The sequence below is a fragment of the Bradyrhizobium huanghuaihaiense genome (genome assembly GCF_025200885.1).
GTDB classification, from domain to species: Bacteria; Pseudomonadota; Alphaproteobacteria; order Rhizobiales; family Xanthobacteraceae; genus Bradyrhizobium; species Bradyrhizobium huanghuaihaiense.
In genome coordinates this window covers 793,700-805,932 of record NZ_CP104172.1, presented here as the reverse complement: position 1 = coordinate 805,932, position 12,233 = coordinate 793,700, and the positions used below count along the sequence as shown (strand labels likewise).

General features: G+C 65.8%; 13 protein-coding genes and 1 other RNA gene. 9 read left to right on the top strand and 5 right to left on the bottom strand.

The annotated features are described in order from the left end of the window. The first annotated feature begins 110 nt into the window (after positions 1-110). Entirely contained in the window at positions 111-1,475 is a 1,365-nt protein-coding gene (locus N2603_RS03775; RefSeq protein ID WP_260387743.1) for an AmpG family muropeptide MFS transporter, read from the top strand. A gap of 126 nt (positions 1,476-1,601) precedes the next feature. On the opposite strand, the gene N2603_RS03770 is transcribed toward N2603_RS03775, so the two are convergent. From N2603_RS03770 to ffs, 5 genes are all read right to left on the bottom strand, one after another. Next, entirely contained in the window at positions 1,602-2,039 is a 438-nt protein-coding gene (locus N2603_RS03770; protein WP_260387742.1) for a hypothetical protein, read from the bottom strand. Between the two features lie 30 nt (positions 2,040-2,069). Then, on the bottom strand, positions 2,070-2,672 hold the full coding sequence (gene recR, locus N2603_RS03765; RefSeq protein WP_018643446.1) for a recombination mediator RecR: 603 nt from the start codon (positions 2,670-2,672) through the stop codon (positions 2,070-2,072). Between the two features lies 1 nt (position 2,673). Further along, positions 2,674-2,994 (bottom strand): YbaB/EbfC family nucleoid-associated protein, encoded by a 321-nt coding sequence (locus N2603_RS03760; RefSeq protein WP_018643447.1) that lies wholly within the window; start codon positions 2,992-2,994, stop codon positions 2,674-2,676. Positions 2,995-3,022: 28 nt separating this feature from the next. Next, positions 3,023-4,864 carry a DNA polymerase III subunit gamma/tau gene (locus N2603_RS03755; protein WP_260387741.1) on the bottom strand — a complete coding sequence of 614 codons (1,842 nt, stop codon included), beginning with the start codon at positions 4,862-4,864 and terminating at the stop codon, positions 3,023-3,025. A 94-nt stretch (positions 4,865-4,958) separates the two neighbouring features. Further along, an RNA gene (gene ffs, locus N2603_RS03750) (signal recognition particle sRNA small type) lies at positions 4,959-5,055 on the bottom strand. Positions 5,056-5,238: 183 nt separating this feature from the next. Here ffs and N2603_RS03745 point away from each other — a divergent pair. The 8 genes from N2603_RS03745 to N2603_RS03710 all read left to right on the top strand — a co-directional run bounded on the left by N2603_RS03745 (position 5,239) and on the right by N2603_RS03710 (position 12,147). Then, positions 5,239-6,084 carry a transporter substrate-binding domain-containing protein gene (locus N2603_RS03745; protein ID WP_018643449.1) on the top strand — a complete coding sequence of 282 codons (846 nt, stop codon included), beginning with the start codon at positions 5,239-5,241 and terminating at the stop codon, positions 6,082-6,084. Between the two features lie 189 nt (positions 6,085-6,273). Beyond that, positions 6,274-6,936, top strand: a complete 663-nt coding sequence (locus N2603_RS03740) for an amino acid ABC transporter permease (protein ID WP_018643450.1) — start codon at positions 6,274-6,276, stop codon at positions 6,934-6,936. Next, complete coding sequence (locus N2603_RS03735) at positions 6,933-7,727, top strand: amino acid ABC transporter ATP-binding protein (protein WP_260387740.1); 795 nt, start codon at positions 6,933-6,935, stop codon at positions 7,725-7,727. Before N2603_RS03740 ends, N2603_RS03735 begins: the two co-directional genes overlap by 4 nt. Continuing rightward, positions 7,727-8,482 (top strand): SDR family NAD(P)-dependent oxidoreductase, encoded by a 756-nt coding sequence (locus N2603_RS03730; protein WP_018643452.1) that lies wholly within the window; start codon positions 7,727-7,729, stop codon positions 8,480-8,482. The genes N2603_RS03735 and N2603_RS03730 overlap by 1 nt, the downstream gene beginning before the upstream one ends. Next, positions 8,479-9,606, top strand: coding sequence for a muconate cycloisomerase family protein (locus N2603_RS03725; RefSeq protein WP_260387739.1), 1,128 nt, complete (start codon positions 8,479-8,481; stop codon positions 9,604-9,606). The genes N2603_RS03730 and N2603_RS03725 overlap by 4 nt, the downstream gene beginning before the upstream one ends. 257 nt (positions 9,607-9,863) lie before the next feature. Further along, the gene (locus tag N2603_RS03720) at positions 9,864-10,283 is read left to right on the top strand and encodes an HIT domain-containing protein (protein WP_026312062.1); all 420 of its coding nucleotides are present in this window, start codon (positions 9,864-9,866) and stop codon (positions 10,281-10,283) included. A 10-nt stretch (positions 10,284-10,293) separates the two neighbouring features. Then, positions 10,294-11,232 (top strand): NAD(+) diphosphatase, encoded by a 939-nt coding sequence (gene nudC, locus N2603_RS03715; protein WP_260387738.1) that lies wholly within the window; start codon positions 10,294-10,296, stop codon positions 11,230-11,232. Between the two features lie 6 nt (positions 11,233-11,238). Continuing rightward, on the top strand, positions 11,239-12,147 hold the full coding sequence (locus N2603_RS03710; RefSeq protein WP_260387737.1) for a sugar kinase: 909 nt from the start codon (positions 11,239-11,241) through the stop codon (positions 12,145-12,147). Positions 12,148-12,233: the final 86 nt, after the last annotated feature.

Below are 12,233 nucleotides of genomic sequence, written 5' to 3'. Positions count from 1 at the left end.
AGGTCTCCTCGACCTCATGCGCGGAGAGAGGCCCCTCACCCCGCCCTCTCCCCGTCAGAACGGGGAGAGGGAGACGAGGCATCAGGGCCAGAATCTGCTAACACCACCCCATGACCGCTCCCGACGCGACCTCCTCCGCCGCGACTGCCGCCCCTGCGCCCTCCTGGCGCGAGAGCCTTGCCGTGTACCTGCAACCGCGGGTGCTGATCGTGCTGTTCCTCGGCTTCTCCTCGGGGCTGCCGCTGGCCTTGTCGGGCTCGACGCTGCTGGTGTGGATGCGCGAGGCCGGGGTCGATCTCAAGACCATCGGGCTGTTCGCGCTGGTCGGCACGCCCTACACGCTGAAGTTCCTGTGGGCGCCGCTGGTGGACGCGCTGCATGTGCCGCTGTTCACCCGCGCGTTCGGGCGGCGGCGCGGCTGGCTGGTGTTCTCGCAATTGCTGCTGATCATCGCGATCCTGCTGCTGGCGATGACCGATCCTGCACGCTCGCCGTTCTACGTTGCGCTCGGCGCGCTGCTGGTGGCGACGACGTCGTCGACGCAGGACATCGTGGTCGATGCCTTCCGCGTCGAGAGCCTGCCCGAGAGCGAGCAAGCCGCCGGCATGGCGGCCTACGTCGCCGCTTATCGCATCGGCATGTTGGTCTCGACCGCGGGCGCACTGTTCATCGTCTCGGGTTTCGAAGGCACCGGCATCCCGCGACCATCGGCGTGGATGTGGGGCTATGTGGTGATGGCGGCGATGGTGCTGATCGGGACGATCACGGCGCTGGTCGCGACCGAGCCCGAACAATCAGTGCGGGCCGAGGCCGTGACGCAAGAAGAGACTGCGTTCACGCGCGTGCTGCATGCGGCGATCGGCGCCTTCTCGGAGTTCCTGTCGCGCAAGGACGCGCTCGCGGCACTTACCTTCGTGGTGCTGTTCAAGTTCACCGACGCCTTCTCGGGCACGATGACGGCGCCGTTCGTGATCGACCTCGGCTTCACCCGCAACGACTATGCGGCGATCGTGAAGGGCGTAGGCCTTGCCGCAACCCTGATCGGCGGCTTTGCCGGCGGGTTTGTCGCGCGGCGCTATTCGCTGGCGACATCGCTCTGGATCGGCGGCGTGGTGCAGGCGCTGGCCAATTTGTCCTTCTCCTGGCTCGCCGTGGTCGGCACCAACCAATGGGCGCTCGCGCTCGCCATCTGCGCCGAGAATTTCACCAGCGCGATCGGCACCGTGATCTTCGTCGCCTATCTCTCGGCGCTGTGCCAGAATCCGCTGCACACGGCGACGCAATATGCGCTGCTCACCGCGCTTGCGGCGGTGGGACGGACGTATCTCTCGTCAGGCGCCGGGTACGTCGCGGAGACGACGGGCTGGGCGCTGTTCTTCGTGATCTGCGTGCTGGTGGCGATCCCGAGCCTGATGCTGCTGGCGTACTTGCAGAAGCGCGGGCATTTTGACGCGCTGGGACCGGTGAGGGTGTGAAGCTGCCGTCTCTCCTCCGTCATTGCGAGCGAAGCGAAGCAATCCAGACTGTCACCGGAGAAACAGTCTGGATTGTTTCGTCGCAAGGGCTCCTCGCAATGACGACGGAGAGAGCGAACCGCCGCCCTACTGCTTCTTGACCAGGCTCCACTTCGTGATCACGGCCTCGCTCATCTGGCCGGGATCGCTGGCGCAGGCGACCTCGTCGACCTTGACCGAGATCTCCTTGCCGACGAACGACTTCAGCTGCGCGGCCTGCGCGTCGCTGGAGGTGACGAGCTGGAACGTCTCAGGTCCCGTCTCGAGATTGCACAGCCCGTTCGGCGCCGGCAGGCGGCGCGGCTCGGAGGTGATCTGGTACATCGCAACACGCTTGCCGGCATTCTTGACGTCGCGCACCTTCATCGCGTTCAGCTCGCCCGAGAGCACGTCGCCGGTGTTGATCGGCTTGCCGGGCTTGGGGGCTGGCGGCGCCGCATCGTCCTGCTGCGCGGAGATGGCCGGGGTCACCAGCAGCATCATCGTCGCGGCCAAAGCCAAGCGTGTGGCGAAAAGTTTCGTCATGTCGTCCGTTCCGTGAAGTCTGCAGGATGGCTAGAACAAGGTCCGCTGCCGCATGGCGGCCGATAGCGTACCTTCGTCGAGATAATCAAGCTCGCCACCGACCGGCACACCATGCGCGAGTCGGGTTACTTTTACGTTGGCGTCCTGAAGCAGGTCGGTGATGTAATGCGCCGTGGTCTGGCCGTCCACCGTCGCATTCAGCGCCAGAATGATTTCGTGCACTTCCGGTGCGTGGGCGCGCGCCACCAGCGCGTCGATGGTGAGGTCTTGCGGACCGACGCCGTCGAGCGGCGACAATGTCGCGCCCAGCACATGGTAGCGCCCCTGGGTCGCATTGGCCCGCTCCAGCGCCCAGAGGTCGGCGACGTCGGCGACGACGACGATGATCGCGGGATCGCGCTTCGGATCGGTGCAGACCGTGCAGGGATTTTGCGTGTCGATGTTGCCGCAGGTCTTGCAGACCTGGACCTTGTCCAGCGCGACCTGCAGGGCGGACGACAGCGGCATCATCAGCGCTTCGCGCTTCTTGATCAGATGCAACGCCGCGCGCCGCGCGGAGCGCGGACCAAGGCCCGGCAGCCGCGCGAGAAGCTGGACCAGCCGCTCGATCTCGGGACCTGCAACCGCGCCCATGTTACTGGCCGAACAGCCCCGGCGGCAGGCCGAGCCCGCCGGTGAGCGACTGCATCTTGTCCTGCACCGCCGTTTCCGCCTTGCGGCGGGCATCTCCGAGCGCGGTGACGAGCAGGTCTTCCAGCACCTCGCGCTCCTCCGGCTTCATCAGCGAGGGATCGATCTTGATGCCCTTGACGTCCATCTTGGCGGTCATGCGCACGGTGACGAGACCACCGCCGGAGATGCCTTCAACCTCCACATTGGCGAGCTGCTCCTGCATCTCCTGCATCTTGGATTGCAGTTGCGCCGCCTGCTTCATCATGCCGAGAAAATCAGCCATAGGTCGCGTGTCCCTTGAAAAGGTCGGCTCAGAGATCGTCGTCGGCGTCGGAACCGTCGACAGGATCGTCACTGCCATAGTCCGCATTAATATTGGATTCCGGCGCCTCGGGGGCAAGCCTGCGGACCTCGACGACCTTTGCACCGGGGAAGCGCGACAGCACCTCCTGCACGCGCGGGTCGGCTTCGGCGGTACGCGCATGCTCCTGCTTGGCGGCCTGGTTCAGCGAGCGCAGGGTCGGCTGACCCTGCTCGTTGGAGACGATCACGGTCCAGCGCCGGCCGGTCCACAGCTCGAATTTTTTCGCGAGCTCCGAGATCATGGTCTTGGAGGCGTTCGGCTCGAGCGCGACCTCGAGCCGGCCCTCCTCGAAACGGACGAGGCGCATGTCGCCCTCGAGCGCGCCCTTGGTCATGAGGTCGCGCTTCTGGCCGGCGACCGCCACGAGCTGGGTGAAGCTGGTGATGCGCAGCTGGGGCGCCGCGCCCTGCGGATCCGGCGCGGGTGCCGCCATCTGCGGACGGGCCGCGCCGGCGAATGCCGTCGGCGACGATGTCGGCATACGAACGGGCGCCGCTGACGCAACCGGCGTCGCCGAGGCCATCGGTGCGGCCGGCGCACTGCTGCGCGCAGCACCGCCGCCGTTCACGACCGGCGAGCCGCCGCCGTTCTGCTCCAGCATCCTGATCGCTTCGTCCGGCGTCGGCAGATCGGCGACATAGGCGATGCGCACCAGCACCATCTCGGCGGCCGCCGCCGGGCGCGTCGCGGCCTGCACCTCGGCAATGCCCTTGAGCAGCATCTGCCACATCCGCGACAGCACCCGCATCGAGATTTTCGAGGCGAAATCCTTCGCGCGGAGGCGCTCGGTCTCGCCATAGGCGACGTTGTCGGCGGTCGCCGGAACGATCTTCACGCGGGTGACGAAATTGACGAATTCGGCAAGGTCGGAGAGCACCACGATCGGATCGGCGCCGACATCGTACTGGTCGCGGAACTCCTTGAACGCGGCGGCGATGTCGCCGCGCGCCAGCGAATCGAAGAGGTCGATGACGCGGGTGCGGTCGGCAAGGCCCAGCATCTGCCTGACGGCATCCGCCTTCACCTGCCCCGCCGCATGCGCGATCGCCTGGTCGAGCAGCGACAGAGAGTCGCGCACCGAGCCTTCCGCGGCGCGCGCGATGATGCCGAGTGCCTCCGGCTCGATCTCAACGCCCTCCTTGGCCGCGATGTTGGCAAGATGCTTCATCAGCACATCGGCCTCGACGCGGCGGAGATCAAAACGCTGGCAGCGCGACAGCACCGTGACGGGAACCTTGCGAATCTCCGTCGTCGCGAACACGAACTTGGCGTGCTCCGGCGGCTCCTCCAGCGTCTTCAGGAAGGCGTTGAACGCCGCCGTCGACAGCATGTGGACTTCGTCGATGATGTAGACCTTGTAGCGGGCGCTGGCCGGCGCGTAGCGCACGCTGTCGTTGATCTGGCGGACGTCGTCGACGCCGGTGTGCGAGGCCGCGTCCATCTCCAGCACGTCCATGTGCCGGCTTTCCATGATCGCCTGGCAATGCACGCCGAGGGTCGGCATGTGGATGGTCGGGCCCTGCACCGAGCCGTCCGGCATCTCGTAGTTGAGCGCACGGGCCAGGATGCGCGCAGTGGTGGTCTTGCCGACACCGCGGACGCCGGTGAGGATCCAGGCCTGCGGAATGCGGCCGGTCTCGAACGCATTGGAGACGGTGCGGACCACGGCCTCCTGGCCGATCAGGTCGTCGAAGCTGGAAGGACGGTATTTGCGCGCCAGCACCCGGTAAGGCGCGTTGCCAGCCGGGCCGGCGCTGTCAGGATTGGGAGGGGCGCCAGCGTCGGTCATCGGTCGATCCGCAATGAAATCTCTCTCGGCCGGCTTTTGCGGAAAGGAGCGCGCTGGCGGGGGGCCCGCCGGCGCAATTCGCTCAGAAAAACAGGTAGGAGACTGACGAGCGACCCGATCCGGACCTCGTTAGGGCTGCTTCCTTCCGGACCTGACCCGGTTGGCGAGTGGCTCGTCCACCGCCAATCTCCCGGTCCCTATTTGGGGCCAAAGGAAGCGGAAAGCAAGCGGGTATCGGTCTGAACAGCTTCAGTTTGCCCAGCATCCGGGCAATCCCGGTCCTGCCCAGCCGATAGGCTGTGCTTTCGCTGCGGGGGCCACCTTGCTAAGAACGCTGCCGGAACTCCATCCAACCAGAAAAGCGATTGATCCCAATGGTTACACGTCGTGATGTTGCATCGATTGTCGGACTTGGCGCGGTGACCGCGGCCGCGCTGGCCGCGCCAGCCGTGGCCCAGACCGCCGATCCGAACGAATCGACCTTCGCCCGCATCCGCCGGACCAAGAAGATGCGGATCGGCGCCGTCGGCGGCGGCGCGCCCTATTATATGAAGGACCTCGCCACGGGCCAGTGGAAGGGCTTTTACATCGACATTGCCAAAGGCCTCGCCGACGACATGGAGGCCGAACTCGAGATCACCGAGACCACCTGGGGCAATTCGGTGCTCGACCTGCAGTCCAACAAGATCGACATCTTCTTCGGCCTCAACCCGACCCCGAAGCGCGCGCTGGTGGTCGACTTCTCGGTGCCGGTCTTCAACAACGCCTTCGGCATCCTCTGCAAGAAGGACTTCAAGCCGAAGAGCTGGGCCGAGCTGAACTCGCCCGACATCAAGATCGCCGTCGACCAGGGCTCCTCGCACGACCAGGTCGTCAGCCGCCTGACGCCGAAGGCGCAGATCTCGCGCCTGAAGACCGCCGACGATGCCACCGCGGCGCTGCAGACCGGCCGGGTCGACGCGCAGTGCCTGATCACCATGCTGTCGCTCACCGTGCTGAAGAAGAATCCCTCGCTCGGCCAGTTCGTGCTGCCGACGCCGATCTTCGCGACGACGTCGAACGCCGGCTTCCGCCGCGAGAACGACAAGACGTTCCGCGACTTCGTCAACACCTGGATCGACTTCAACAAGGGCCTCGGCTTCATCCGCAACGCGATCATCACGAATATGGAGCTGGTGGGCGTGACCGAGGCGGACATTCCGCCGGGCGTGTCGCTGTAAGTTATCCGTTTGGGGCAAGTGCGAGCCGCGCACACCGCTCCTCTCCCTCTCCCGCTTGCGGGAGAGGGCTGGGGTGAGGGTGTCTCCGCTGGCAAGACTCCCCCAGAGGAGAGAGCCCTCACCCGCATCGCATCTCCGATGCGATGCGACCTCTCCCGCAAGCGGGAGAGGTGAAGCAAGAAAGCACGCATGTATCAGTGGGACTTCGGCATCCTCTGGAGCTATCGCTGGCTCTTTCTCAACGGGCTCGGCGTCACCGTCGGCTTCACCGTGGTCATCGTGGTGCTCGGGCTCGTCTTCGGCCTGTTCGGCGCGTTCGGCAGCCTGTCGCGCTTCAGGGCGCTGCGGCTGACTGCGCTCGCCTTCATCGAGGCGTTTCGCTGCACGCCGATCCTGGTGCAGCTGATCTGGTTCTATTACGCGCTGCCGATCCTCGCCGGCGTCGAGATGACGCCGATCACCGCCTCGGCGCTGGCGCTCTCGCTCTATGGCGGCTCATTCTACTCGGAGATCATCCGCGGCGGCATCATCTCGATCGACAAGGGCCAGTCGGAAGCAGGCGCCGCGCTCGGCATGACACCCAGCCAGAGCATGCGTCGCATCGTGCTGCCGCAGGCGATCAAGCGCATGATCCCGGCGCTGATGAACCAGTCGATCATCCAGTTCAAGAACACCTCGCTGGTCTCGGTGCTGGCGGTGCCTGATCTGGTCTATCAGAGCCAGGTCGCGGCCCATGACAGCTACCGGCCGCTGGAAACCTACACCGCGGTTGCGGTGGCCTATGCGGCGATCCTGATCCCGCTCACCATCATCGTCCGCCGCGGCGAGAAGCGACTGGCGGTCAGCGAATGAGCGACACAACGAAGATCGAGATCCGGGCCTTGCGCAAGAGCTTCGGCAGCAACGAGGTCCTGAAGAACATCAATCTCGACGTCGCCAAGGGCGGTGTCGTCGCGCTGATCGGGCCGTCAGGCTCGGGCAAGTCGACGCTGCTCCGCTGCATCAATCTGCTGGTCGTGCCCGACGGCGGCAGCGTCCGCGTCGGCGATACGCGTTTTGCATTCGGTGAAGGCACCAGACTCCCCGACGTGAAGGCGCTGGCAAAATTCCGCGCCACCACCGGCATGGTGTTCCAGCACTTCAATCTGTTCCCGCACATGACGACGCTCCAGAACGTGATGGAGGGACCGGTTACGGTACGGCGCATGGCCAAGGCCGACGCCGAGAAGCTCGCGCGGGCGCAGCTCGCCAAGGTCGGCCTTGCCGAGAAAGCCGACCAATATCCGGCAACGCTCTCCGGCGGACAGAAGCAGCGCGTCGCGATCGCACGGGCACTCGCGATGGAGCCTGACGTGATGCTGTTCGACGAGGCCACCTCCGCGCTCGATCCCGAGCTCGTCGGCGAGGTGCTCAACGTGATGCAGCGGCTGGCGTCCGAAGGCATGACCATGGTGATCGTGACCCATGAGATTGCCTTCGCCCGCGAGGTCGCCGACCGCCTGATCTTCATGCGCGACGGCGTCGTCGTCGAGGAAGGCCCGGCGCGGCAGGTGATCGACAATCCGCAGCAAGCCGCAACGCGCGCCTTCCTCAGCCATTTCCACCGCACCGGCGCATTGCCGCCGGCCACACCTGCACCGTGATGCCAAATATCGATCGCGCCTATCTCGTCACCGGTGCCGCCAGCGGCATCGGTCGCGCCACCGCAAAGCTGCTCGCGGCGCCTGGCACCGCGCTGGTGCTGCACACGCGCTCGAACGCGGAAGGCCTCGACACCACCGCCGCGGAAGCTGAAGCCAAAGGCGCCGTTGTCGCAAAATGCCTCGGCGATCTCGCCGAGGACACGGCGGTCACCGACGCCATCGCCGCCGCGCAACGCGCCTTCGGCCGGCTCGACGGACTGGTTCTCGTCGGCGGCCATGCCCGCCGCGGCAGCGCCATCGGCACGCCCGCCGATCTGTTCCGCCAAGCGATGGACGAATCCGCGCTGGCCTTCACGCGGCTCGTTGACGCCGCGCTGCCGCTGCTGCGCGCGGGACAAGATGCGCGGATCGTCGCGGTCTCGTCCTTTGTCGCGCATGCGATCCGGCCCGAATTCGCGCCTTTTGCCGCGACCGCCGCGAGCCGCTCCGCGCTCGAGGCGCTGGTGCGCCTCACCGCGATGGAGCTGGCCAAGGACGGCATCACCGTCAACGCGGTTTCACCCGGCCTCATCATCAAGGACAAGCCGAGCGAAAGCCGGCTCTCGCCCGAGCAGATCGCCGCAACCGAAGCACTGATCCCGATGCGCCGCCGCGGGCGGCCGGAGGAAGTCGCCGAAATCATCGCCTTCCTGGCATCACCGAAGGCGTCCTACGTCACCGGCCAGGTCTGGCACGTCAATGGAGGCCTGACATGACCGAAGCAACCGTCGCACGCATCAGGCTGTTCCTGATCGAAAGCCCGATCAAGATGGCGCGCCTGCAGGGTGTCGGCAACGTCAAGGGCACCGTGAAGCGCGTGCTGATCGAGCTGACGTCCAGCGATGGTATCGTTGGCTGGGGCGAAGCGGCGCCGTGGGAGGTGTTTACCGGTACGCCCGAGGCTGCCTTCTCTGCGCTCGACATCTATCTGCGGCCGATCGTGCTCGGCAAGCCTGTGCGCCGCATCCGCGCGCTGATGGCCGAACTCGACCGCGCGCTGGTCGGGCATGCCGAGGCCAAGGTCGGAATCGAGATGGCGCTGCTCGACATCGTCGGCAAGTCGTCGGGACTATCGGTCGCCGATCTCCTCGGTGGCCGCGTGCGCGACACGATTCCCCTCTCCTTCTCGATCGCCGATCCGGATTTTTCCGCCGACCTCGAACGGATGCGAAAGATGGTTCCGGAGGGGAACGTCATCTACAAGGTCAAGACCGGCGTAAAACCGCATCGCGAGGATCTCGATCATCTCGAAGCGATCCGAAAAGAATTCGGCGACAAGGTCGATCTGCGCGTCGACTACAACCAGGCGCTGGCGCCGTTCGGCGCCATCAAGATCCTGCGCGATGTTGAGCAGTTCGCGCCGACCTTCATCGAGCAGCCGGTGCCGCGCAAATATCTCGATGTGATGGCGCAGCTCACCGCAGCGCTGGAGACGCCCGTGCTCGCCGACGAAAGCTGCTTCGACCGCCGCGACATGATGGAGGTGGTGCGGCGCGAAGCGGCGGACGCCGTCTCGATCAAGCTGATGAAGGCCGGCGGCCTGTTCGAGGCGCAGGCGATCATGGCGATCGCCGACATCGCCGGCCTGCCCGGCTATGGCGGTACGCTGTGGGAGGGCGGCATTGGGCTTGCCGCCGGCACGCAGCTGATCGCGGCGACATCAGGCATCTCGCTCGGCTGCGAGTTCTACATGCCGCATCACGTGCTGACCGAGGACGTCCTGGAAGAGCGCGTCGCCAACCGCGCCGGCCATGTCGTGGTGCCCGACGGCCCCGGCCTCGGCATCCGCGTCAGCGAAGCCTCCGTCCGCGCCAATGCGCGCGTGCTGGCGGAGGCGTAGTTTTTTGGTCGTCCTGGCGAAAGCCAGGACCCATTACCCCAACGCGGGGTTGTGACACGCAGCTGGTCACCACGAGTCATCGCAAAACTACTCCCTGGGGTAATGGGTCCTGGATCTGCGCTCCGCTTTGCTACGCTTGTCCAGGACGACGATCGAGTATGCAGAGACGGCGGAGCCCCAACCTTCCCCTGGCTAACTCCCTATCGTATGGTCTCCGCAAACATGCCCGTTCCCCGTCGGGCCACCCGGAAACGCATATGCCCGAACCCGCCTGGTCGCTGCACTCCCGCCTGAAAGAGGATACCATCGACATCGGCGATCTGCCGCTGTCCAAGGTGCTGGTCATCAAGGACGCGCATTACCCTTGGCTGCTGCTGGTGCCGCGGCGGGTGGATGCGGTCGAGATCATCGATCTCGACGAGGTGCAGCAAGCGCAGCTGATGACTGAGATCTCCCGCGTCTCGCGTGCGCTGAAGGAGATCACCAAATGCGACAAGCTCAATGTCGCAGCGCTCGGCAACCTCGTGCCGCAGCTGCACGTCCACATCATCGCGCGGCGGACCAGTGACGCGGCCTGGCCGCGACCGGTGTGGGGCGTGATGCCGCCTCTCGCACACGATGCGACCGAGGTTCAGAATTTCATCAGCGCGCTTCGCCGAAAAATCTGGTTGGGTTGAAAGAACAACAATGTCAGCATTCGACGCATTTCCACTGGGGCAGCCGGCCTTCGTCACCAACGTCCTCGACCGCGCCGCGCATCTGCGCCGTGACGACGAGAAGCTGTTCGCGCTGGAGCAGAAGCCATCGTCGCGCGCCTACGTCGTCTATCGCGATTCGCTGCTGGTGAAGCGCGAAGGCGACAAGGTGCGCGCGCTGCTCTCGATCGACGAGGCGCTGAAATGCGGCGCCAATCCCGGCACGATTTTCCTCGGTCTGCGCGATGGCGCCGCGATGTTCGGCATGGGCCTGGCGCAGGCCGCGGCCGAGAAGCTGGTCGGGCGCGAGGACTATACCGTCACCGAGCTGCGCGGCATGGCGATGCAGGGCACGATCCCGCCCGACGAGCTGTCGGCGATCGCGATGGCGAAGTCGATGGTCGGCTGGCATCAGCGCCACGGCTATTGCGCCAATTGCGGCGCCCGCAGCGGAATGAAGGAAGGCGGCTGGAAGCGCGAGTGCCCGGCTTGCAAGGCCGAGCACTTTCCGCGCACCGATCCGGTCGTGATCATGCACGTGGCATCCGGCGAAAAGTGCCTGCTGGGCCGCCAGAAGCAGTTTCCGCCGGGCATGTATTCGTGCCTTGCCGGCTTCGTCGAGGCCGCCGAGACCATCGAGGACGCGGTGCGCCGCGAGATATTCGAAGAATCCGGCATTCGCTGCACCGACGTGCAGTATTACATGACCCAGCCCTGGCCCTATCCGTCGTCGCTGATGATCGGCTGTAGCGCGCGGGCCGTGAGCGAGGACATCGTCGTCGACCATTCCGAGCTCGAGGATGCACGCTGGTTCACGCGCGAGGAGGCGGCCCTGATGCTGAAACGCACGCATCCCGACGGATTCGCCGGCCCGCATCCGTTCGCGATTGCCCATCATCTGCTCGGCCGCTGGGTGCACGACAAGAGCTGACCGCCGATGGCGCCATCTGTGCTCGCGCCGCGCATCCTCTGCATCGGCATTCCCGTGCGCGACCTCACCTTCCGGGTCGAGGCCGTGCCTGCGCGCGGCAGCAAGGCCAATGCCACGCATCTCGCGGAGATCTGCGGCGGCAATGCGCTCAACGCCGCCATCGCGATGACGCGACTTGGCGGCCGCGTTTCGTTTGCGGGGCCGATGGGCGATGCGCGGGAAAGGTCGAGCGATTTCATTCTGGCGCGGATGGCGCATGAGGGCATCGACACTGCGCATATCGTGCGCATGCCGGGCCTGAGCACGCCTGTCTCCGCCTCCGGCGAGCGGACGCTCACGATCTTTCGCGATTCCGCGCTCTGGGGCATGAAGCTGCCCGACACCGACGAACTGCTGGCCGATTGCCAGGCCGTCCTGATCGAGAGCCGCTGCGGCGCCTTTTGCATTGATCTCTGCATCGAGGCACGCCGGCGCGGCATTCCCGTCATCATCGGTGTCGACCGCGCGATGTCGTTGCAGGACGAGCTGCTCACCGCGGCCTCGCACCTGCTGTTCGCCAGCGAGCAGGTGCAGGAGACGGCCGGCATCGCCGATGACGGCGAGGCGTTGAAGCGCTTGGCAAGCCTGACGCCGGCCTTCCTCGCCGCCACCCGCGGCCCGCAGGGCACGATCTGGCTCGACGAGGCGGGCGCGCTTGAGGAGACCCCGGCCTTCCCGGTCGAGGCGGTCGATACGCTCGGCGCCGGCGACGTCTTCCATGGCGCATTCGCGTTTTGCCTCGCCGAGGGTAAGGGGGTGCGGGAGGCGCTGCGATTCGCCGCGGCTGCCGCAGCGCTGAAATGCACCCGCCATGGCGGCGGCCTGGCGGCCCCGCAACGCATTGAAGTTGAAGGGTTTTTACGCAGCCAACCCTAGAGCGATTCCACTGAAGCGCCAAGATTATGGGCTTGCTGTGGAAAGATTTTCTCTATATCAGGGAAATTAGCCCATGAAATGGAACA

What these genes read in the sequence shown, in the direction of transcription:
- N2603_RS03775 (WP_260387743.1), top strand. Translation starts at nt 111, where the DNA reads ATGACCGCTCCCGACGCGACCTCCTCCGCCGCGACTGCCGCCCCTGCG.
- N2603_RS03770 (WP_260387742.1), bottom strand. Translation starts at nt 2,039, where the DNA reads ATGACGAAACTTTTCGCCACACGCTTGGCTTTGGCCGCGACGATGATG.
- recR (WP_018643446.1), bottom strand. Translation starts at nt 2,672, where the DNA reads ATGGGCGCGGTTGCAGGTCCCGAGATCGAGCGGCTGGTCCAGCTTCTC.
- N2603_RS03760 (WP_018643447.1), bottom strand. Translation starts at nt 2,994, where the DNA reads ATGGCTGATTTTCTCGGCATGATGAAGCAGGCGGCGCAACTGCAATCC.
- N2603_RS03755 (WP_260387741.1), bottom strand. Translation starts at nt 4,864, where the DNA reads ATGACCGACGCTGGCGCCCCTCCCAATCCTGACAGCGCCGGCCCGGCT.
- N2603_RS03745 (WP_018643449.1), top strand. Translation starts at nt 5,239, where the DNA reads ATGGTTACACGTCGTGATGTTGCATCGATTGTCGGACTTGGCGCGGTG.
- N2603_RS03740 (WP_018643450.1), top strand. Translation starts at nt 6,274, where the DNA reads ATGTATCAGTGGGACTTCGGCATCCTCTGGAGCTATCGCTGGCTCTTT.
- N2603_RS03735 (WP_260387740.1), top strand. Translation starts at nt 6,933, where the DNA reads ATGAGCGACACAACGAAGATCGAGATCCGGGCCTTGCGCAAGAGCTTC.
- N2603_RS03730 (WP_018643452.1), top strand. Translation starts at nt 7,727, where the DNA reads ATGCCAAATATCGATCGCGCCTATCTCGTCACCGGTGCCGCCAGCGGC.
- N2603_RS03725 (WP_260387739.1), top strand. Translation starts at nt 8,479, where the DNA reads ATGACCGAAGCAACCGTCGCACGCATCAGGCTGTTCCTGATCGAAAGC.
- N2603_RS03720 (WP_026312062.1), top strand. Translation starts at nt 9,864, where the DNA reads ATGCCCGAACCCGCCTGGTCGCTGCACTCCCGCCTGAAAGAGGATACC.
- nudC (WP_260387738.1), top strand. Translation starts at nt 10,294, where the DNA reads ATGTCAGCATTCGACGCATTTCCACTGGGGCAGCCGGCCTTCGTCACC.
- N2603_RS03710 (WP_260387737.1), top strand. Translation starts at nt 11,239, where the DNA reads ATGGCGCCATCTGTGCTCGCGCCGCGCATCCTCTGCATCGGCATTCCC.